At 60.0% G+C, this 19,837-nt stretch carries 17 protein-coding genes; 9 read left to right on the top strand and 8 right to left on the bottom strand.

Going from position 1 to position 19,837, the window contains the following annotated elements; genetic code table 11:
• The first annotated feature begins 201 nt into the window (after positions 1 to 201).
• From hrpA to AC1RL4_RS18135, 4 genes are all read left to right on the top strand, one after another.
• The gene (gene hrpA, locus AC1RL4_RS18120; RefSeq protein WP_028939356.1) at positions 202 to 4,113 is read left to right on the top strand and encodes an ATP-dependent RNA helicase HrpA; all 3,912 of its coding nucleotides are present in this window, start codon (positions 202 to 204) and stop codon (positions 4,111 to 4,113) included.
• Positions 4,114 to 4,309: 196 nt separating this feature from the next.
• Positions 4,310 to 5,431, top strand: coding sequence for a beta-ketoacyl-ACP synthase III (locus AC1RL4_RS18125; RefSeq protein WP_230175595.1), 1,122 nt, complete (start codon positions 4,310 to 4,312; stop codon positions 5,429 to 5,431).
• A 155-nt stretch (positions 5,432 to 5,586) separates the two neighbouring features.
• Positions 5,587 to 6,198: an RNA polymerase sigma factor gene (locus AC1RL4_RS18130; RefSeq protein WP_096479682.1), complete on the top strand. Its 612-nt coding sequence runs from the start codon at positions 5,587 to 5,589 to the stop codon at positions 6,196 to 6,198.
• A complete protein-coding gene (locus AC1RL4_RS18135) occupies positions 6,192 to 6,428 on the top strand; it encodes an anti-sigma factor family protein (RefSeq protein WP_007934080.1) in 237 nt (78 codons plus the stop codon). The genes AC1RL4_RS18130 and AC1RL4_RS18135 overlap by 7 nt, the downstream gene beginning before the upstream one ends.
• A gap of 131 nt (positions 6,429 to 6,559) precedes the next feature.
• Here AC1RL4_RS18135 and AC1RL4_RS18140 read toward each other — a convergent pair whose 3' ends face one another.
• On the bottom strand, positions 6,560 to 7,882 hold the full coding sequence (locus AC1RL4_RS18140; protein WP_019580790.1) for a putative porin: 1,323 nt from the start codon (positions 7,880 to 7,882) through the stop codon (positions 6,560 to 6,562).
• Between the two features lie 278 nt (positions 7,883 to 8,160).
• On the opposite strand from AC1RL4_RS18140, the gene AC1RL4_RS18145 reads away from it, so the two are divergent.
• Positions 8,161 to 9,285, top strand: coding sequence for a GNAT family N-acetyltransferase (locus tag AC1RL4_RS18145; protein ID WP_019580789.1), 1,125 nt, complete (start codon positions 8,161 to 8,163; stop codon positions 9,283 to 9,285).
• A 34-nt stretch (positions 9,286 to 9,319) separates the two neighbouring features.
• Here the strand turns inward: AC1RL4_RS18145 and aqpZ are convergent, their stop codons facing one another.
• From aqpZ to AC1RL4_RS18170, 5 genes are all read right to left on the bottom strand, one after another.
• Positions 9,320 to 10,018 (bottom strand): aquaporin Z, encoded by a 699-nt coding sequence (gene aqpZ, locus AC1RL4_RS18150; RefSeq protein WP_018926734.1) that lies wholly within the window; start codon positions 10,016 to 10,018, stop codon positions 9,320 to 9,322.
• Between the two features lie 197 nt (positions 10,019 to 10,215).
• Positions 10,216 to 12,048 (bottom strand): ABC transporter ATP-binding protein, encoded by a 1,833-nt coding sequence (locus AC1RL4_RS18155; RefSeq protein ID WP_028939358.1) that lies wholly within the window; start codon positions 12,046 to 12,048, stop codon positions 10,216 to 10,218.
• 88 nt (positions 12,049 to 12,136) lie between these two features.
• Complete coding sequence (locus AC1RL4_RS18160) at positions 12,137 to 12,700, bottom strand: peptidylprolyl isomerase A (protein WP_007934039.1); 564 nt, start codon at positions 12,698 to 12,700, stop codon at positions 12,137 to 12,139.
• A gap of 3 nt (positions 12,701 to 12,703) precedes the next feature.
• Positions 12,704 to 13,507, bottom strand: coding sequence for an alpha/beta fold hydrolase (locus AC1RL4_RS18165; protein ID WP_230175594.1), 804 nt, complete (start codon positions 13,505 to 13,507; stop codon positions 12,704 to 12,706).
• A gap of 14 nt (positions 13,508 to 13,521) precedes the next feature.
• A complete protein-coding gene (locus tag AC1RL4_RS18170; protein WP_019648027.1) occupies positions 13,522 to 14,445 on the bottom strand; it encodes a PA3225 family LysR-type transcriptional regulator in 924 nt (307 codons plus the stop codon).
• A 49-nt stretch (positions 14,446 to 14,494) separates the two neighbouring features.
• Between AC1RL4_RS18170 and AC1RL4_RS18175 the strand changes: the two genes are divergently transcribed.
• From AC1RL4_RS18175 to AC1RL4_RS18185, 3 genes are all read left to right on the top strand, one after another.
• On the top strand, positions 14,495 to 14,824 hold the full coding sequence (locus AC1RL4_RS18175) for a hypothetical protein (RefSeq protein WP_007934049.1): 330 nt from the start codon (positions 14,495 to 14,497) through the stop codon (positions 14,822 to 14,824).
• 150 nt (positions 14,825 to 14,974) lie between these two features.
• Positions 14,975 to 15,574, top strand: coding sequence for an FMN-dependent NADH-azoreductase (locus tag AC1RL4_RS18180; protein ID WP_019580787.1), 600 nt, complete (start codon positions 14,975 to 14,977; stop codon positions 15,572 to 15,574).
• A 260-nt stretch (positions 15,575 to 15,834) separates the two neighbouring features.
• Positions 15,835 to 16,701: a carboxylate/amino acid/amine transporter gene (locus AC1RL4_RS18185; protein ID WP_019580786.1), complete on the top strand. Its 867-nt coding sequence runs from the start codon at positions 15,835 to 15,837 to the stop codon at positions 16,699 to 16,701.
• 6 nt (positions 16,702 to 16,707) lie between these two features.
• Here AC1RL4_RS18185 and AC1RL4_RS18190 read toward each other — a convergent pair whose 3' ends face one another.
• Entirely contained in the window at positions 16,708 to 17,595 is an 888-nt protein-coding gene (locus AC1RL4_RS18190; RefSeq protein ID WP_230175593.1) for a LysR family transcriptional regulator, read from the bottom strand.
• A 157-nt stretch (positions 17,596 to 17,752) separates the two neighbouring features.
• On the opposite strand from AC1RL4_RS18190, the gene AC1RL4_RS18195 reads away from it, so the two are divergent.
• The gene (locus tag AC1RL4_RS18195) at positions 17,753 to 18,397 is read left to right on the top strand and encodes a hydrolase (RefSeq protein WP_007934054.1); all 645 of its coding nucleotides are present in this window, start codon (positions 17,753 to 17,755) and stop codon (positions 18,395 to 18,397) included.
• Positions 18,398 to 18,511: 114 nt separating this feature from the next.
• On the opposite strand, the gene AC1RL4_RS18200 is transcribed toward AC1RL4_RS18195, so the two are convergent.
• Positions 18,512 to 19,810, bottom strand: a complete 1,299-nt coding sequence (locus AC1RL4_RS18200; protein WP_096479684.1) for a mechanosensitive ion channel family protein — start codon at positions 19,808 to 19,810, stop codon at positions 18,512 to 18,514.
• Between the last annotated feature and the right edge of the window lie 27 nt (positions 19,811 to 19,837).

Consider the following 19,837-nt stretch of genomic DNA (forward strand, 5'->3'; position numbering starts at 1 on the left):
CTTGCCCCCGTTGGGTGGCGAAGCCGCCCCAAAAAACAGCCAGCGCGGTGATTCAGAAAAACCGCGAGTGCCGGGTTACGGCTGCTCCGCAGCCGAACGGGGGCAAGCCCCCTCGCCACAAAAGCAGGTTGCATTCGTCGTCATGTGCCCAAATCTGCGACAATCCGCCTCCTGCGCCACTAGACGACTTTTGCGTACCTGATGACTGACGAATCGCCTTCCATCGACAAACTGCTGAAAAACCTCGATCACGCCATGCTCGCCGACCGCCACCGGCTGCGGCGGCAGTTGCTTGAGCTGCGCAAGAAACCTGACGAGGCCAAGCTGGCCCAATGGGTGACGCGCACACAGGCGTCCTGTGATCAGGTGTTGGCGCGGCGCGCCAGCCTGCCGGTGATTCGTTACGACGACAGCCTGCCGATCGCCGCCAAGCGCGACGAAATCAAAGCGGCGCTGCAAAAGCATCAGGTGCTGATCATTGCCGGCGAAACCGGTTCGGGTAAAACCACCCAGTTGCCGAAGATCTGCCTGGAAATCGGTCGCGGCCAGCACGGTCTGATCGGCCATACCCAGCCGCGTCGAATCGCCGCCCGCAGCGTGGCGAGCCGGGTCGCTGAAGAGTTGGCGACACCGTTGGGCGCGCTGGTCGGCTATCAGGTGCGGTTCGAGGATCAGAGCGATGCCAACACCCTGATCAAACTGATGACCGACGGCATCCTGCTGGCGGAAACCCAGAACGATCGCTACCTCGAACGCTACGACACGATCATCGTCGACGAAGCCCACGAGCGCAGCCTGAACATCGACTTTTTGCTCGGTTACCTGAAAACCCTGCTGCCCCGTCGCCCGGACCTTAAGGTCATCATCACCTCGGCCACCATCGACCTGGAGCGTTTCTCCAAACACTTCGATGACGCGCCGATTGTCGAAGTCTCCGGCCGCACCTTCCCGGTGGAAACCTGGTATCGCCCGCTGACCCTGGAGCAGGACGAGGAGGGCAACCGTGTCGAGGATGACCTGACCGTGGATCAGGCGATCCTCGCCACCCTCGACGAAATCGCCGCGTTCGAACGCAGTGAGCGCAAGAGCCCGGGCGATGTACTGGTGTTCCTGCCCGGCGAGCGCGAGATTCGTGACGCGGCGGACATGCTGCGCAAGGCACAGCTCAAACACACCGAGATTCTGCCGTTGTATGCGCGGTTGTCGCCGGCCGAACAGCAGCGGATTTTCCAGTCGCATCCGGGGCGTCGAGTGGTTCTGGCGACCAACGTTGCGGAAACCTCTCTGACGGTGCCGGGCATTCGTTACGTGATCGACAGCGGCACCGCGCGCATTAGTCGTTACAGCTACCGCGCAAAGGTCCAGCGTTTGCCGATCGAAGCGATTTCCCAGGCCAGTGCCAATCAGCGTAAAGGTCGCTGCGGGCGGGTCGAGCCGGGTATTTGCGTGCGCTTGTACAGCGAAGAAGATTTCATCGGTCGGCCGGAATTCACCGACCCGGAGATCCTGCGGACCAACCTCGCGGCGGTGATTTTGCAGATGCTCCATCTGCGCCTCGGTGAAATCACCGATTTTCCGTTTATCGAGCCGCCGGATGGCAAGGCCATCAGCGACGGTTTCAACCTGCTGCAAGAACTCTCGGCAGTCGACCGCAACAGCCAACTGACGCCGCTCGGCCGGCAACTGGCGCGGTTGCCGGTGGACCCGCGCATGGGCCGCATGCTGCTGGAAGCGGCGAAACTCGGCAGCTTGCAGGAAGTGCTGATTGTCGCCAGCGCCATGTCGATCCAGGACCCGCGCGAGCGTCCGCCGGAGCGTCAGCAAGCCGCCGATCAGGCCCACGCCCAGTGGAAAGACGTGGACTCGGACTTCGCCGGGCTGGTCAATCTGTGGCGAGGTTTTGAAGAACAACGCCAAGCCCTGACGGCCAGTCCGCTGCGCAACTGGTGCCGCAAGAATTTCCTCAATTACCTACGCCTGCGTGAGTGGCGCGATTCCCATCGCCAGTTGAGCCTGATCTGCCGCGACATGCAGCTGAGCCTCAACAAAGAGCCGGCGGATTACCCGAAGCTGCACAAAGCCGTGCTCTCGGGTTTGCTCAGCCAGATCGGCCAGAAAACCGAAGACGGCGATTACCTCGGCGCCCGTCAGCGACGCTTCTGGATTCACCCGTCGTCGGGCCTGGGCAAGAAACGCCCGCAATGGCTGATGACCGCCGAGCTGGTGGAAACCACCAAGCTTTACGCGCGGATGGTCGCCAAGATCGACGCCGACTGGATCGAGCCGCTAGCCGGGCACCTGATCAAGAAAAATCACTTCGAACCCCATTGGGAGAAGAGGCGTGGACAGGTGGTGGCCTTCGAGCAAATCACCCTGTTCGGGCTGATCGTGGTCGGACGCCGGCCGGTGCATTACGGCCCGGTCGACCCGGTGGTGTCCCGCGAATTGTTTATCCGCGAAGCCTTGGTGCGTGGTGAGATTCAATCCAAAGCCAAGTGCCTGACGGCCAACAAGCAACTGCTGGAACAGCTCGACGAACTGGAAGCCAAGGCGCGTCGCCGGGACATTCTGGCCGACGAAGAAACCCTGTTCGCCTTCTACGATGCGCGCCTGCCGGCGGAGATCCACCAGACCGCGACCTTCGACAGTTGGTACCGGATCAACAGCCAGAAAGACCCGCAGCTGCTGATCATGCGCGAAGAGGACGTGTTGGCCCGCGAAGCCAGTGAAGTCACCGCTGCGCATTACCCCGACACCCTGCACATCGGCGACTTGGAACTGGCGCTGAGTTATCACTTCGAACCCAACCATCCGCGTGACGGCGTGACCTTGCGCGTGCCGGCACCGCTGTTGCCGATGCTGCCGCCGGAACGTCTGGAATGGCTGGTGCCGGGCGTGATCGAGGCCAAGTGCATTGCGCTGGTGCGCAACCTGCCCAAGGCCCTGCGCAAGAATTTCGTGCCGGTGCCGGATTTCGTCAAAGCCGCGATGCAGCGCATGACTTTTGGCGAGGGCTCGTTGCCCCAGGCGCTGGGCCGCGAGTTGCTGCGTATGACCGGGGCACGGGTCAGCGATGAGGCGTGGGCCGAAGCGTCACAGCAGGTCGAAAGCCATTTGCGGATGAACCTGGAAATCGTCGACGGCCAGGGCAAGTTCCTTGGCGAAGGGCGTGATCTGGCGGAGTTGACCGCGCGCTTTGCCGAGGCTAGCCAGGCCGCCTTGGCCGTGCCGCAAACCGCGAAAAGTCAGCAACCGGTGGAGGCGAAGGTCTTTGCCGCCGTCGCCGAGAAAACCCAACAGAAGATCGCCGGGCTGTCGATGACGGTGTATCCGGCGCTGGTGGAAGAGGCCGGCACGGTGAAGGAGGGGCGCTTCTCGACCCCGGCCGAAGCCGAGTTCCAGCATCGCCGGGCCTTGCAGCGCTTGCTGATGCAACAACTGGCGGAGCCGGCGAAGTTCTTGCGCGGCAAGTTGCCGGGGCTGACCGAGTTGGGCCTGATGTACCGCGAGCTGGGGCGCATCGATAGCCTGGTGGAAGACATTCTGCTGGCCAGTCTCGACAGTTGCATCCTCGACGGCGAAGACCCGTTGCCACGCGATGGCGCCGCACTGGCGTCCCTGGCCGAACGTAAACGCGGTGCCTGGACCGAGCACGCCGAACGTCTGGCCAGGCTGACCCTGGAGATTCTCAAGCACTGGCACGGCCTGCAAAAACGCTTCAAGGGCAAGATCGACCTGGCGCAAGCCGTGGCCTTGAACGACATCAAGCAGCAGCTCAGCCATCTGGTGTACCCGGGGTTCGTGCGGGAAACGCCGATGCCGTGGCTCAAGGAACTGCCGCGTTACCTGAAAGCAGTCGAGCAGCGTTTCGAGAAACTCGGTGCCCAGGTGCAGAAGGACCGGGTCTGGAGCGGAGAATTGTCTGGCCTCTGGACCCAATACCAGACCCGAGCCAACAAACACGCCCAGGAAGGCAAGCGCGATCCGCAGCTGGAGCTTTATCGCTGGTGGCTGGAGGAATACCGGGTTTCGCTGTTCGCACAGCAATTGGGAACCAAGGTGCCGATCTCCGACAAGCGCTTGAGCAAGCAATGGAGCCAGGTCGAGGCGTAGCAAAAAGGGGCCAAAAGCCAGCGTTTATGGCAAACTTCGCGCCTATAAACGCCGGCCCCGCGGTTTTGAGCCTTCCGGGCCTGGGCGGATCGGAATAAAGCGATGCCAGGTTTGCATCTGGAACCTGGAATAGACCCTTTGTGTGTTGGTACGTCGGTGCCAGCGCTTTCTGCCTGAACAGATTAGAGAAACGACCATGCATAACGTCGTCATCAGCGGCACCGGGCTGTACACCCCGGCCAACAGCATCTCCAACGAAGAGCTGGTGCAGTCTTTCAACGCTTACGTCGCGCAGTTCAACGCCGACAACGCCGAGGCCATTGAGCGCGGCGAAATCCAGGCATTGACCGAATCCAGCGCAGCGTTTATCGAAAAAGCCTCCGGTATCAAAAGCCGCTTTGTCATGGACAAAGAGGGCATCCTCGACCCGCAACGCATGACGCCACGCTTGCCCGAGCGCTCGAATGACGAGTGGTCGGTGCTGTGCCAGATGGCCATTGGCGCGGCCGAGCAAGCCTTGCAGCGCGCCGGCAAAACCGCCGGTGACATCGACGGTGTGATCGTCGCCTGCTCCAACCTGCAACGCGCCTACCCGGCCATCGCCATCGAAGTTCAGGAAGCGCTGGGTATCCAGGGTTTCGGTTTCGACATGAACGTGGCGTGTTCCTCGGCGACCTTCGGCATCCAGGCCGCGGCCAACAGCGTGCAGCTGGGCCAGGCCCGGGCGATCCTGATGGTCAATCCGGAAGTGTGCACCGGTCACCTGAATTTCCGTGACCGCGACAGCCACTTCATCTTCGGCGACGCCGCCACTGCGGTGATCATCGAGCGCGCCGATCTGGCGACCTCCAAGTACCAGTTCGACGTGGTCAGCACCAAACTGCTGACCAAATTCTCCAACAACATCCGCAACAACTTCGGCTTCCTCAACCGCGCCGCGGAAGAGGGCATCGGTGCCCCCGACAAGCTGTTCGTCCAGGAAGGCCGCAAGGTGTTCCGCGATGTCTGCCCTATGGTTGCCGAGCTGATCGCCACGCACCTGGAAGAAAACCAGCTCAACGTCAGCGACGTGAAGCGTTTCTGGCTGCACCAGGCCAACCTCAGCATGAACCACCTGATCGTCAAGAAGCTGCTGGGCCGCGAAGCCACTGAAGCAGAAGCCCCGGTGATTCTCGACACCTACGCCAACACCAGCTCCGCCGGTTCGGTGATTTCGTTCCACAAGAATCAGGACGATCTGGTCAGCGGTTCGCTGGCCGTACTCAGCTCGTTCGGCGCTGGTTACTCGATTGGCAGCGTGATTCTGCGCAAACGTTGATCGAAGGGGTTGTTGTTCTTTCCTCTGGCTTGTGATGACTTTTCCTACATTCGAAATAGTCGGAAGGCTGTAATTTTCGGAAATTCCAGCAGGACGATGCCTACAGGCGAAGTCCTGCTGTTTTCATTTTCGAGGTCAGAACAAGGGGGTTGTTAATGGCGGCTGACGACGCGCAACTGCTTGAGCGCTTGCTGGCAGGTGAACAAAAGGCCTTCAAAGAGTTGGTCAGCACCTATCAGAACGCCATGCGTGCGGTGGCCTACGCTATTGTGGGCAACCGGCATGCCGACGAAATCGTTCAGGATGCCTGGCTATCGGTTGTGCGTAACCTGAGCGGATTCGAGGGACGTTCGAGTCTCAAGACCTGGCTGCTGACCATCACCGCCAATTCGGCCAAGAGCCGCTACAAGCAAAACCGCCGGGAAGTGTTGCTCGATGACCTACCGTCGCCCCATGGCACGATCGATGATGATCGTTTTTCATCGAGCGACGGTCATTGGCTGGTGGCGCCGTTTGCCTGGCATCAGGACACGCCAGAGGCGCTGTTGACTGAAAACGAACTGCGCGAATGCCTGGAGCACACGCTGCTCAGCCTGTCGGAACTGCAAAGCAGTGTTTTACTGCTGCGCGAGCGACAGGGGCTGGAGTTGGAGGAGATCTGTAATCTTCTGGAAATCTCGCTCTCCAATGTTCGTGTGCTGCTGCATCGGGCACGGTTGAAGGTCTTTGCGACCGTAGAACATTTTGAGGAAACCGGCGAATGCTGACCTGTAAGGAACAAGTGGCGCGCTCCAGTGATTATCTCGATGGCCAGTTGAGTTTTCGCGAGCGTCTGATGATGCGGCATCACTTGATGTTTTGCCCCAATTGTCGGCGTTTCATTCGGCAGATGCGGTTGATGCAGGCGACCTTGCGGGTGATGCCGCAGAAGCCGGTCGAGGATGTGGAGGCGCTGGCCGAGCGGCTGGCGGCGCAGCGGCGCAAAGATCGTTCCTGAAGGAAAGCACAGGCCGGCGCGGGTGAAACGAACGGATGATGGGGATCGTTGCCCCGCGCCAGACTGTTGAACCTCTTCAAACGACACGACCGTATGTAAACCGCATCGTTTGAAGTGTGTTGCTTCGCAGCTTAGAACTTCGCTTCCGCGTCCAGTTGCAGCGTGTTGGTGTCGGCATCACGCTGGGTACGGCTGGAGAAGTCGGCTTTGGTCAGGAAGTAAGTGGCACCGAGGGCGAAGTTCTTGTCGATGTCGTAACCGACTTTGAACTTGTGACCGCGAGAACCGGTGGTGCCGTTGGCGAAGTCCGAGTCGGTGAAGGCGCCGACCACGGCGTTACGCTGCACGTCGCGGTAGTTGTAGTCGAGGTTGAAGCCGAAGACTTTCGACTTGGCACCCACCAGCCAGGCAGTGTCCTGATCGGTCACCGCATCGTTGTTCTTCACATATTGACCGTAGAACGACAGCGGCATCGGCAAGCCGCCGATATCGACCTGGCTGAAACCTTCGTACAGGCGGAACTCGTTGTTGGCCGAGTTGCCGTTGACGGCCAGGGCGCACGGCGTGGAGGTGCCGGTGCAACGGCTGTCTTCGTCGTTCTGGTAGGCATAGACGCTGCCGCCGACGGTCAGTTTCAGGTTGTCGGTGATGGCGAAACGGCTGCCCAACTGGCCGGCGGTCAGACGCAGGTCGTGACGAAATTGCACGCCTTCGCCGTCGACGTTGTCCTTGAGGTTGTAGTTGCCCAGGCTACCGAACAGTTCGGCACTGCTGCCCAGCGGGTATTTGTAGGTCACTGCCAGACCTTCCGGGTTGATGTCGCTGTCCCAGATCACATCACCCATGCTGACCCACGGTTGCAGCATCTTGCCGCCGATCACATGCAGGTTTTTGATGGCGTCCGGGTGGTAGTCGATGTAGCCCAGATCCAGCCAGATCTGCTTCTTGTCGAAGTAGTTGTCCATGTCTTGGTTGGTCGAGCGAGCATCGTCACCGCCGCCGGTGGCAATGCGGATGCCGGTGTCCACTTGCGGGTTGATTTCGCTGTAGGCACCCAGACGGGCGCGGATGCGTTGACGATCCTTGTCACGGCCACCGTTGTTGGGTTCGCCGTCGATCTTGACCGTTTCCTGGCGTACGCGAACGTCGCCCTTGAACTGGGTCTTGGCGGCCCAGGCCAGCTTCTGGTCGAAGGCACTCAGCTCGTTGGCTTTCTTCGCGGCGACCGCTATTTGTTCGTTGGTCTCTTGCTGCGCCTGCTGCGCGATTTGCTGAGCCTTCTGATCCTTGGCAAGTTCGGTTTGCAGTTCAACGTACTGCGCCTGGGAAATAGAACCGTTAGCCTTGAGCATGTCGAGCAGTTTGGCGTCGACTGCGGCACTGGCCGGAACACTCATGGCCAGCAACAGGCCACCGCACAAGGCCGCCGCAGTTTTCGTGGAAGCAAGACGCATAGCAATCTCCGAAGATGAGAGGGATGGCTGAACCATCCTGGACACAACCGACAGTTGAAGGTCGGAAAACAGTGGCCGGGTAGAACCCGGCGCTCTAAAAACAGGCGCCAGTATCGCGATGGTTTATGACAGGTCAGTGGCGAAGTGATGGCAGGTCGATGACGATACAAACATTTCCGAAATGCCCGATTCAGAGCCTTGTATTGGATTGACGCGTGTGGATCGCTCTGCGATCGGCGATACTCGCGGAGCTGTCACGCCAAGATGTGGAGAGGAAAATGCCGCTGCAACGTCTGCATACACTGTCGCAAATCGCAGCCCGTACCTGGGATGCCCTGGTGCCGGAGAATCAGCCGTTTCTGCGCCACGCGTTCCTCGGTTCACTGGAAGACAGCGGCAGCCTGGGCCCGCATTCCGGCTGGCAGCCCGAGCATCTGCTGCATGTCGAAGGCGAGCGCCTGATCGCCGCGCTGCCCAGTTACCGCAAATGGCATTCCTACGGCGAATACGTGTTCGACCATGCCTGGGCCGATGCCTGTGAGCGTGCGGGTATCGACTACTACCCCAAACTGTTGACGGCGGTGCCGTTCAGTCCGGTCAGCGGGCCGCGATTACTGGCGGCGACGATCGAGGACGGTTTCGAACTCTTGCAGAGCCTGCCGGGTTATCTGGAGATAGAAAAACTTTCCAGCGCCCACATCAATTTCACCGATCCGTTCACCGACGCTGCATTGGCCGAACAGCCAGGCTGGTTGCAGCGCATTGGCTGTCAGTACCACTGGCAGAATCGTGGTTATCGGGATTTTCAGGACTTTCTCGACGCCCTCAGTTCGCGTAAGCGCAAGCAAATGCGCAAGGAGCGTGAGCAAGTGGCGGGGCAGGGCATCGACTTCGAATGGCTGGAAGGCCGGCAGCTGACCCAGGCGCAGTGGGACTTCGTGTACGCCTGCTACGCCAATACCTACGCGGTGCGTCGGCAGACGCCTTACCTGACGCGGGAATTTTTCAGTCTGTTGGCCGAGCGCATGCCAGAGTCGATTCGCGTGGTGCTGGCCAAACAAGGTTCACGGCCGGTGGCCATGGCCTTCAGCCTGGTCGGCGGCGACAGCTTTTATGGCCGTTACTGGGGGTGCCTGGCGGAGTTCGATCGCCTGCACTTCGAGACCTGTTTCTATCAGGGTATGGATTACGCCATTGCCAACGGCTTTCAGCGTTTCGACGCCGGCGCTCAGGGCGAACACAAACTGATTCGTGGCTTTGAACCGGTGATCACCCATTCCTGGCATTACCTGCGCCATCCGGGCTTGAAGTCGGCGGTGAAAGACTTCCTCGAGCGCGAACGCGCCGGGGTGCTGGGGTATGCAGAAGAGGCGAAGACCGCCTTGCCTTATCGACAAGGTTGATCTTCGCCGTTGATTGCAGGCTCAGTCGCGCAGATTAACTGTCTTCTTTGCCCAACCAGCGATACATCACACCACCGATGACCGCCCCCAAAATCGGCGCCAGCCAGAACAGCCACAGTTGTTGAATCGCCCAACCCCCGACAATCAGCGCCGGCCCCGTACTGCGGGCCGGGTTGACCGAGGTGTTGGTGACCGGAATCGAGATCAGATGGATCAGGGTCAGCGCCAGGCCGATGGCGATGGGCGCCAGCCCGGCCGGGGCGCGTTTATCGGTGGCGCCGAGAATGATCAGGATGAACATGGCGGTCATCACCAGTTCACTGACAAACCCCGCCGCCATCGAGTAGCCGCCTGGCGAGTGTTCGCCGTAGCCATTGGACGCCAGGCCACTGGCCAGTTCGAAGCCGGGTTTGCCACTGGCGATGAAGTACAGCAGGGCCGCTGCGATGATTCCGCCAATCACCTGGGCGATGATGTAGGCGGGCAGTTCTTTGGCAGGGAAGCGTCCGCCGACGACCAGTCCGACCGAAACCGCAGGGTTGAGATGACAACCCGAGATGTGGCCGATGGCGAAGGCCATCGTCAGTACCGTCAAACCGAATGCCAGGGACACCCCGAGTAAACCGATCCCCACGTTTGGAAACGCTGCCGCCAGAACTGCACTGCCGCAACCCCCCAATACCAGCCAGAACGTACCTACCAATTCTGTAGCCGAACGTTTGAACAAAGACATAGCGAGTTCCCTGTCGAGATAACACTGTCGTTGTGCATCCGGTAGATGGACTACAGAACCATCTCCAGTACTCTGGCTGAGTACAGCAGGGTTTTTGCGGAATTCCAGTGGCCATAAAAACCGCCAGAGCCCTTGGTTTGCGGGGTCTGGCGGTTTCTGGTGTTCTTGTGCATGGCTGATGGCGCCAAGACCGCGGCTCAATCGATCCCGACAAACCCGCCGGTCTGGTGTTGCCACAACCGTGCATACAAACCGCCATGGGCCAGCAGTTCGGCGTGGCTGCCGGTTTCGGCGATCTTGCCGTTTTCCAGCACCACCAAGCGGTCCATCCGGGCGATGGTCGAGAGACGGTGGGCGATGGCAATCACGGTTTTGCCCTGCATCAGGGTTTCGAGGCTTTCCTGGATTGCTGCTTCGACTTCCGAATCCAGTGCCGAGGTGGCTTCGTCCATGATCAGGATCGGCGCGTCCTTGAGCAGCACCCGGGCGATGGCAATCCGCTGACGCTGGCCACCGGAGAGTTTCACCCCGCGCTCACCGACATGGGCATCGAAACCGGTGCGGCCTTCGGAGTCCGACAGCAGCGGGATGAACTCGTCGGCACGGGCCTTGTGCACCGCTTCCCAGAGTTCGGCGTCGGTGGCGTCGGGTTTGCCATACAGCAAATTGTCGCGGATCGAGCGGTGCAGCAGTGAGGTGTCCTGGGTGATCATGCCGATGCGTTCGCGCAGGCTTTCTTGCCCGACTTCGGCGATGTTCTGGCCGTCGATGAGGATCCGCCCGCCCTGCACGTCATACAGGCGCAGCAGCAGGTTGACCAACGTCGATTTGCCGGCGCCGGAGGGGCCGATCAGGCCGATTTTTTCGCCGGGCTTAATGGTCAGGTTGAGGTCGCCGATGATCCCGCTCTTCTTGCCGTAGTGGAAATCGACGTGTTCGAAACGCACTTCGCCACGGGCCACCGCCAAGGGTTTTGCCTGTTCGCGGTCGGTGACGCTGACCGGTTGGGCGATGGTCTGCAAACCGTCCTGGACCATGCCGATGTTTTCGAAAATGCCGTTGACCACCCACATGATCCAGCCGGACATGTTGACGATGCGGATCACCAGCCCGGTGGCCAAGGCAATCGCGCCCACGCTGATCAGCGACTGCGTCCACAGCCACAGGGCCAGCCCGGTGGTGCCGACGATCAAGAGGCCGTTCATGCTGGTGATGACCACGTCCATGCTGGTGACCACACGGCCGGCCAGTTGGGCTTTTTCGGTCTGTTCCGCGATGGCTTCGCGGGCGTACTGCTGTTCGAAGTTGGTGTGGGCGAACAGCTTGAGGGTGGTGATGTTGGTGTAGCCGTCGACGATCCGCCCCATGAGTTTGGAGCGCGCATCGGAGGACACCACCGAACGCTCTTTCACCCGCGGCACGAAGTAGTAGAGCGCGCCGATGTAGGCGGCGATCCAGATCAGCAGCGGGATCATCAGTCGCCAGTCGGCTTCGGCGAACAGCACCAGCGAGCTGATCGCGTAGATCAGCACGTGCCACAGCGCATCCACCGCTTGCACGGCAGAATCGCGCAGGGAGTTGCCGGTTTGCATGATGCGTTGGGCGATGCGCCCGGCGAAGTCGTTCTGGAAGAAATTCAGGCTCTGTTTGAGCACGTAACTGTGGTTCTGCCAGCGGATCAGGCTGGTCATGCCGGGACTCAAGGTCTGGTGCACCAGCATGTCATGCAGGGCGAGGAACAAGGGGCGCAGAATCAGCGCCACCGCTGCCATCCAGGCCAATTCCACGCCGTGGACCTTGAAGAAGTCGACGTTGGATGTGTTCTGGGTCAGGTCGATGATGCGACTCAGGTAGCTGAACAGCGCCACTTCGATCAGCGCGCCGAACAGGCCGACGACCAACAAAACGGCGAAGATTGGCCAGACCTGCTTGAGGTAGTAGGTGTAGAAGGAGAGAACCCGGCTCGGTGGAGCCGCCGTCGGGGCGTCGCGGAAAATGTCGATCAGTTTTTCGAAACGGCGATAAAGCATCAGTTCTCCGCCCGCGTACGGGCTCTCCTTTAAACGATATGAGCGGCGCCGGATATCGACCGGCCACCGCTCAAGACTGCCGGTGTACTCAGTCGATGCGCTTGGCCGACTTGATCAGCACCGGGTCGACAGGCACGTTCTGCATGCCTTGTTTGGTGGTGGTCTGAGAGTTGACGATGATGTCCACCACGTCCATGCCCTTGACCACTTTGGCGAAGACGGCGTAACCGGCGTCGCGACCCGGATCGAGGAAGGCGTTGTCGGCCACGTTGATGAAGAACTGGCTGGTGGCCGAATCCGGGTTCGAGGTACGCGCCATCGACAGTGTGCCACGCACGTTATGCAGGCCGTTGCTGGCTTCGTTTTTGATCGGTGCCTTGGTTTCCTTCTGTTGCATCTGTGCAGTGAAACCACCGCCCTGAGCCATGAAGCCCGGGATCACACGGTGGAAGATCGTGTTGTTGTAGAAGCCACTGTCGACGTACTCAAGGAAGTTCTTGGTACTGATCGGCGCCTTGACCGGGTCCAGTTCGATTTCGATCTGGCCGTTGGTGGTCTCCAGCAGCACGTGCGGTGCCTTGGCCGGCGTGGCGGCCATCAGGTTGGCGGCAAACAGAACGGAGCCGGCGACGAGGGCGATTTTTTTCAGCATGGGTCAGTGATCCTGAGTGGTGGTGTCGACTGCGGTGAGAAACTCGAGCAGCGTTTGGTTGAAGCGTTCGGGTTGATCCAGCGGGGTGGCGTGGCGCGAATCGGCGATCACCACCAGCCGCGCATCGGGCAGCAGTTTTACATAGGTTTCTTTCAGCGCGACCGGGGTGTAGTCACGGTCGGCGCTGACGACGAGGGTTGGACAGGAAACCCTGGAAAGTCGTTCCTGAACCCCCCAGCCAACGATGGCATCGAAGCTGGCGAGATAAGCATGTTTGTCGTTTCTTGCCCAGCGCGCCGCTATTTTTTGTCGTAACGAAGCTTGTTCCGGCTTGGGAAACAGTTTTGCGCCCAGGGCCTTGCCGATGGTGCCCATGCTCAGCACGCGCATCAGGCTCCAGCGTTTGAACCACTGCCAATAGTCGTTGCGGCTGCGCCGTTTGACCTCGGGCGCGCTGTTGACGATGCACAGGCTCTTGAGCAGTTGCGGCTGGTCCACCGCCAGTTGAAAAGCGATCATACCGCCCATCGACAGTCCCACAAGATGGACAGGGCCCAGGTTCAAGTGTTCGATCAGCGCGATAAGGTCGGCGCTGAACCCGGCGATGGTGTAACGCTCACGGGGTTTGTCGGAACGCCCGTGGCCGCGCACATCCGGCACGATCACCCGATGGTGGGCGGCGAGCGCCGGGATCTGCATTTCCCAGTCCAGGGTGCTGGAGCCCAATCCGTGAACCAGCAGCAACGGCGTGCCGTGGCCATATTCCTCATAATGCAGGTTGCAACCTTCATGTTCGAAATAGGCCATGGGTACACTCCGTGTCAGGCTTGTTCGGGCGCGGCGAAGGGCGCATCCAGCGGCGCGGTGTCAAAGGTGCGCAGCAGTTCGATGAGAATCTGCGTGGCCGGGCCCAAGGGTTTGTCCTTGTTCGAATACAGATAGAAACTCGGGTTGCGGCTGCCGCCTTGGTCCAACGGTAGCAGCTTGAGCGTACCTTCCTTCAATTCGCGCTCGATCATGTGCCGGGGCAACCAGGCGAAGCCCAGACCGCTGCTGACGAAGGTCGCGGCAGTGGCCAGGCTGCCGACGGTCCAGCGCTGTTCGGCACCGAGCCAGCCGACATCTCGCGGTTGCTGACGGCCGGAGTCGCGGATCACCACTTGCATCTGAGTCTCCAGGTCCTGGAAGTTCAGTTCGCGGTTCAGGCGATGCAGCGGGTGTTCTGGGTGGGCGACCGCGACGAATTCGACGTCGCTCAATTCCGCGCCAAGGTAACCGGGAATACTGAGGCCGGTGATGGCCAGGTCGGCCACGCCTTCAAGCAGGACCTCTTCGACACCCGACAACACTTCTTCGCGCAGCCGCACCCGGCAGCCACGACTTTGCGGCATGAACGCGGTCAAGGCGCGGACGAGGCGGGCGCTCGGGTACGCGGCGTCGACCACCAGCCTTACCTCCGCTTCCCAGCCTTGTTCCATGTGGTGGGCCAGGTCTTCCAGTTGGCTGGCCTGTTTCACCAGTTGCCGGGAACGGCGCAGCAGCACGCCGCCGGCCTCGGTGAGCACCGCTTTGCGGCCATCGATGCGCAACAGCGGCACGCCGAGTTGGTCCTGCATGCGCGCTACGGTGTAGCTGACCGACGATTGCGAACGGTGCAGCACTTCGGCGGCCTGGGCGAAACCTCCGTGATCGACCACGGCCTGCAACGTTCGCCATTGATCAAGGGTCACGCGGGGCGCTTTCATGTTGAGCTCCTCTTGTCCTAAGCTGGCAGTTCTTATTGGAGACTGCCGAATGAAAAAAATCTGTTGTGTGATGGCGGGGTGTGCGGTGTTGGCGATGTTGCCTCTGACTGCGTTTGCCTATCCGATCGATGTCAATAAACAGCTCAACGGTTTGAAGGTCGACTACAACGCCTACGACACGGACGCCGACATCGGCTCCATTCAGGTCAACAACTACGGCGACACCGACGTCACTTGCAAAGTGGTTTTCAATAACGGCCCGGAAGCGCCACGCACCCGCAAGATCGACGTACCCGCCGGAAAACACAAAAACGCCACGGCCAAGTTCACCCGCACCATCATCAAGCTGCGTATCGACCTGACTTGCACCCCGAAATGACCTCAAGCGGAGCATGTCGCCTGGGCATGCTTCGCTTATAAACGAATTTATCGATGCTTTATAGCAGTTATTTGCGCTTTTTCATCGATATGACTCTGTTTAACCTTCACTCCATCGACTTACAGCATTCTCAGATGGAGGCTACATCCCATGTCCCGCGTTCTGATCATCGAAAGCAGCGCCCGTCAGCAAGACTCGGTTTCCCGCCAGCTGACCCAGACCTTCATCAGCCAGTGGAAAGCCGCACACCCGGCCGACCAGATCACCGTCCGTGACCTGGCCGTCAACCCGGTGCCGCACCTGGACATCAACCTGCTGGGCGGCTGGATGAAACCTGTTGAACAACGCAACGAGATCGAACAGGCCTCGCTGGAACGCTCCAACCAATTGACCGACGAACTGCTGGCCGCCGACGTGCTGGTGATGGCAGCGCCCATGTACAACTTCGCGATTCCGAGCACCCTGAAAGCCTGGCTCGACCATGTGCTGCGTGCCGGCGTGACTTTCAAATACACCGAGACCGGTCCGCAAGGTTTGCTCAGCGGCAAGCGCGCCTACGTGCTGACCGCTCGCGGCGGGATCTACGCCGGCAGCACTGCGGATCATCAGGAACCTTACCTGCGTCAAGTCATGGGCTTCATCGGCATCCACGATGTCACGTTCATTCACGCCGAAGGCATGAACCTGGGCGGCGACTTCCAGGAGAAAGGCTTGAACCAGGCCAACGCCAAACTGGCCCAGGTCGCCTGAGTCGTTAATCGCCAGATAATCGCTGGATGGTCTAGTGACCTGGCGCAACCCTTCAAGCCTGTACGCGCATCGAACCTCCCTTTGCACTTATTGCTCCTGAGTGCTCTAGCCCGATTGAACGCTTTAGCGAGATCGGGCTTTTTTTTGCCTGGGATTTAGTGGGCGCTGATGATCCTGTGGGAACGGGCCTGTTGTTGGCCGACCGTTCGCGATAACGGGCAAAAACCGCTATCGTCGCCGCCATTCGAAACGAGGCGAGCATGGGCTATCTACTTTTTGTCACGCTGATCCAGGCGTTTTCCTTCAGTTTGATCGGCGAGTATCTGGCCGGTCATGTCGACAGTTACTTTGCGGTGCTTGTGCGAGTGCTGCTGGCGGGGCTGGTGTTCATTCCGCTGACACGCTGGCGTTCGGTCGAGCCGGCGTTCATGCGCGGGATGTTGCTGATCGGCGCGCTGCAGTTCGGTGTGACCTATGTCTGTTTGTATTTGAGCTTCCGCGTGCTGACGGTGCCGGAAGTGTTGCTGTTCACCATCCTCACGCCGCTGCACGTGACCCTGATCGAAGACGCACTGAACCGGCGCTTCAATCCGTGGGCCTTGATCGCGGCATTGGTGGCCGTGGCGGGTGCGGCAGTGATTCGCTACGACCGGATCAATCCGGACTTCTTCATGGGCTTTTTGTTGCTGCAACTGGCCAACTTCACCTACGCCGCCGGGCAGGTGCTCTATAAACATCTGGTGGCCCGCCATCCGAGCGATCTGCCGCATTACCGGCGATTCGGCTACTTCTATCTGGGCGCATTGGCGGTGGCGTTGCCGGCATTTCTGCTGTTCGGCAAACAGAACTTCCTGCCCGAAGCGCCGCTGCAATGGGGCGTGCTGCTGTTCCTCGGACTGGTCTCGACCGCGCTGGGCTTGTACTGGTGGAACAAGGGCGCGTGCCTGGTGAATGGCGGGACGCTGGCGGTGATGAATAATCTGCATGTGCCGGTGGGGTTGCTGATCAATTTGCTGATCTGGAATCAGCATGAAGAGTTGGGGCGGTTGTTGTTGGGTGGATCGGTCATTCTGGCGGCGGTGTGGATCAGCCGGTTGGGTGTACGCCAACCCGTCATTGCACACTAAACCGGGTTAATTCGGCGCCAACTGCGCCACCAGAAACTCAATAAATGCCCGGGTCTTTTGCGGTACGCGACGCGAGGAAGGGTAAACCGCGTTGATGGTAATCGCTGGTGCCTGCCACTCGCACAGCACCGGCACCAGCCGGCCTGTCGCCAACGCGTCTTCCACAATGAAATCAGGCAGCAGGGCGATGCCCATCCCGGCTTCGGCGGCCTGAGCGAGCAAGTCGCCGTTGTTGGCGTGCAACGGGCCGGAAACGTTGACCCGTTGCGTCTCCTTGCCATTGCACAACTGCAGGCTCACGCCGCTTTGCAGATACCCGTAATTCAGGCATTGATGCGCGCGCAAGTCTTGCGGAGTCCGCGGTATGCCTGCACGCGCCAGATAGGCGGGGGAGGCCACCATGATCCGCGGTGCCGGTGCCAGTTGCCGGGCGATCATGGTCGAGTCTGGCATGCTGGCGATGCGAATCGTCACATCGAAGCCGCCACGCACTGGATCGACCTGTTGATCGCTGAGCACCAGTTGAAGCTCGATGTTCGGATGCTGCTCATGGAACAGCGGAATCAACTGTCCAAGGCGATGCAGGCCGAACGACATCGGCGCATTCACCCGCAACACCCCACGTAGCTCGCCGATGCCGTCTCGAGCGCGCTGCTCGGCCTCGTCCAGCGCGGACAACACCTCCCGCGCCGCCTCGAAATACTCGGCGCCAGCCTCGGTCAAGTGCAGGCTGCGCGTGGTGCGCTGCAGCAATTGCACGCCGATTGCTTCCTCCAACGCCTGAATCTGTTTACTCACCTTTGATCGCGGCACGTCCATCGCGCGAGCGGCAGCTGCGAAGCCGTTCTCGCCAACCGTCACGACAAAGGCGCGCATGCATTCGATCCGATCCACGATTGTCCCTTTTTTAGAATCAATTATTCTCGATTTTAGGTAATTGTCCCTTTTTTATCTAGCCCGTAAAGTTACTTCCAAGCCAGCAAGCAAACAGCTTGAGGCAAGTGACTCACCCAATACTCATTAAACAAATCGACATCAAAAGGAACGCGCCATGTCTAACCGTGAATTGCTCAACCCAACCAACTCCGCCCTGATCCTGATCGACCACCAGCCGCAAATGGCGTTCGGCGTGCAGTCGATCGACCGTCAGACCCTGAAGAACAACACCGTGGGTCTGGCGAAGGCCGCGAAGATTTTCAACGTGCCGACGATCTACACCTCAGTTGAAACCGAAAGCTTCAGCGGCTTCATCTGGCCGGAGTTGCTGGCTGTTCACCCAGAGCAGAAGCCGATCGAGCGCACCTCGATGAACTCCTGGGAAGACAAGGCGCTGGTTGATGCGGTGAAAGCCACCGGCCGCAAGAAGCTGATCATTGCCGCGCTCTGGACTGAAGTCTGCCTGACCTTCCCGGCGCTGGAAGCCCTGGCTGAAGGCTACGAGGTGTACATCGTGACCGACGCGTCTGGCGGCACCACCAAAGAAGCTCACGACATGTCGGTGCAGCGGATGATTCAGGCAGGCGCGGTGCCGGTCACCTGGCAACAAGTGCTGCTGGAATACCAGCGTGACTGGGCACACAAAGACACTTACGAGGCGGTGATGGAACTGGTGCTGGAGCACAGCGGCGCGTATGGCATGGGCGTGGATTACGCCTACACCATGGTGCACAAGGCGCCGCAGCGTCAGGTCAAATAACACCGTTACCCTTGTAGGAGCATGGCTTGCCCGCGAAGGCGGAGTATCAGTCGATAACTATGTTGACTGACACTCCGCCTTCGCGGGCAAGCCATGCTCCTACAGGGGCGGTGTTTACATGATGTGTTTTTCCGGCTCCGGAATGTGGCTCGCGCCTAACATGGCCGGAAGCAATCCGGCCCTTAAATCCCCGCCACTCGGCTGCTGATAAAGACTCAATCCGAACTCCGGCAGTACCGCCAGCAGATAATCGAAAATATCCCCCTGAATCCGCTCGTAATCCGCCCACGCCGTGGTGCGGGTGAAACAATAGATTTCCAGCGGAATCCCCTGCGCCGTCGTCTGCATCTGCCGCACCATGCAGGTCATGTTCTGCTGAACCTCCGGGTGACTTTTCAGATACGCCAGCGCATAGGCGCGGAAGGTGCCGATGTTGGTCATCCGCCGACGGTTGGCCGCCATCGCCGCGACGTTGCCCTGGGCTTCGTTCCAGGCCTTGAGCTCGGCTGTCTTGCGGCTCATGTAGTCAGTCAGCAAATGCACCTGGGACAGCTTCAGCTCTTCGTCGTCACGAATGAATCGCACGCCGCTGGCGTCGATGAACAGGCTGCGCTTGATCCGCCGTCCGCCGGACTGCTGCATGCCGCGCCAGTTCTTGAACGACTCGGACATCAGGCGCCAGGTCGGGATCGACACAATCGTCTTGTCGAAATTCTGCACCTTGACCGTGTGCAAAGTGATGTCCACCACGTCACCGTCGGCACCGACTTGCGGCATCTCGATCCAGTCGCCGACCCGCAGCATGTCGTTGCTGGTCAGTTGCACGCTGGCGACGAATGACAACAGGGTGTCTTTGTAGACCAACAGAATCACCGCCGACATGGCGCCCAGACCCGACAGCAGCAACAGCGGCGAACGGTCGATCAACGTGGCGACGATGATGATCGCGCCAAACACGAACAACACCATTTTCGTCAGTTGCACATAACCCTTGATCGAGCGGGTGCGGGCGTGTTCGGTGCGGGCATAGATGTCCAGCAGGGCATTGAGCAACGCACTGATGGCCAGCACCAGGAACAGGATGGTGAACGCCAGCGCTACGTTGCCGAGGAAGTTCAGGCTGGTCTTGCCCAACTCCGGCACCAGGTGCAGGCCGAACTGGATCACCAGCGATGGCGTCATTTGCGCCAGGCGATGAAACACTTTGTTGTGGCGAAAATCGTTGACCCAGTGCAACGCCGGCTGGCGGCCGAGCATTTTGGTCGCATGAAGAATGAGGTAACGCGCCACTCGTCCGAGCACCAGCGCCACCACCAGCAGCAACATCAGCGCGAGTGTGGAATGCAGGAGCGGGTGCTGATCAAGGGCACCCCAGAGGTCTTGGGCGTTGAGCCAGAGCTGTTTGATATCCATGGGTGAAAACGCTTCTTCTGTAGGGCG

The sequence above is a fragment of the Pseudomonas sp. GW822-FHT07A10 genome, from assembly GCF_058798795.1.

Bases quoted from the DNA above. Each gene is read 5' to 3' on its own strand.
- hrpA (WP_028939356.1), top strand. From the start codon at position 202: ATGACTGACGAATCGCCTTCCATCGACAAACTGCTGAAAAACCTCGAT.
- AC1RL4_RS18125 (WP_230175595.1), top strand. From the start codon at position 4,310: ATGCATAACGTCGTCATCAGCGGCACCGGGCTGTACACCCCGGCCAAC.
- AC1RL4_RS18130 (WP_096479682.1), top strand. From the start codon at position 5,587: ATGGCGGCTGACGACGCGCAACTGCTTGAGCGCTTGCTGGCAGGTGAA.
- AC1RL4_RS18135 (WP_007934080.1), top strand. From the start codon at position 6,192: ATGCTGACCTGTAAGGAACAAGTGGCGCGCTCCAGTGATTATCTCGAT.
- AC1RL4_RS18140 (WP_019580790.1), bottom strand. From the start codon at position 7,882: ATGCGTCTTGCTTCCACGAAAACTGCGGCGGCCTTGTGCGGTGGCCTG.
- AC1RL4_RS18145 (WP_019580789.1), top strand. From the start codon at position 8,161: ATGCCGCTGCAACGTCTGCATACACTGTCGCAAATCGCAGCCCGTACC.
- aqpZ (WP_018926734.1), bottom strand. From the start codon at position 10,018: ATGTCTTTGTTCAAACGTTCGGCTACAGAATTGGTAGGTACGTTCTGG.
- AC1RL4_RS18155 (WP_028939358.1), bottom strand. From the start codon at position 12,048: ATGCTTTATCGCCGTTTCGAAAAACTGATCGACATTTTCCGCGACGCC.
- AC1RL4_RS18160 (WP_007934039.1), bottom strand. From the start codon at position 12,700: ATGCTGAAAAAAATCGCCCTCGTCGCCGGCTCCGTTCTGTTTGCCGCC.
- AC1RL4_RS18165 (WP_230175594.1), bottom strand. From the start codon at position 13,507: ATGGCCTATTTCGAACATGAAGGTTGCAACCTGCATTATGAGGAATAT.
- AC1RL4_RS18170 (WP_019648027.1), bottom strand. From the start codon at position 14,445: ATGAAAGCGCCCCGCGTGACCCTTGATCAATGGCGAACGTTGCAGGCC.
- AC1RL4_RS18175 (WP_007934049.1), top strand. From the start codon at position 14,495: ATGAAAAAAATCTGTTGTGTGATGGCGGGGTGTGCGGTGTTGGCGATG.
- AC1RL4_RS18180 (WP_019580787.1), top strand. From the start codon at position 14,975: ATGTCCCGCGTTCTGATCATCGAAAGCAGCGCCCGTCAGCAAGACTCG.
- AC1RL4_RS18185 (WP_019580786.1), top strand. From the start codon at position 15,835: ATGGGCTATCTACTTTTTGTCACGCTGATCCAGGCGTTTTCCTTCAGT.
- AC1RL4_RS18195 (WP_007934054.1), top strand. From the start codon at position 17,753: ATGTCTAACCGTGAATTGCTCAACCCAACCAACTCCGCCCTGATCCTG.
- AC1RL4_RS18200 (WP_096479684.1), bottom strand. From the start codon at position 19,810: ATGGATATCAAACAGCTCTGGCTCAACGCCCAAGACCTCTGGGGTGCC.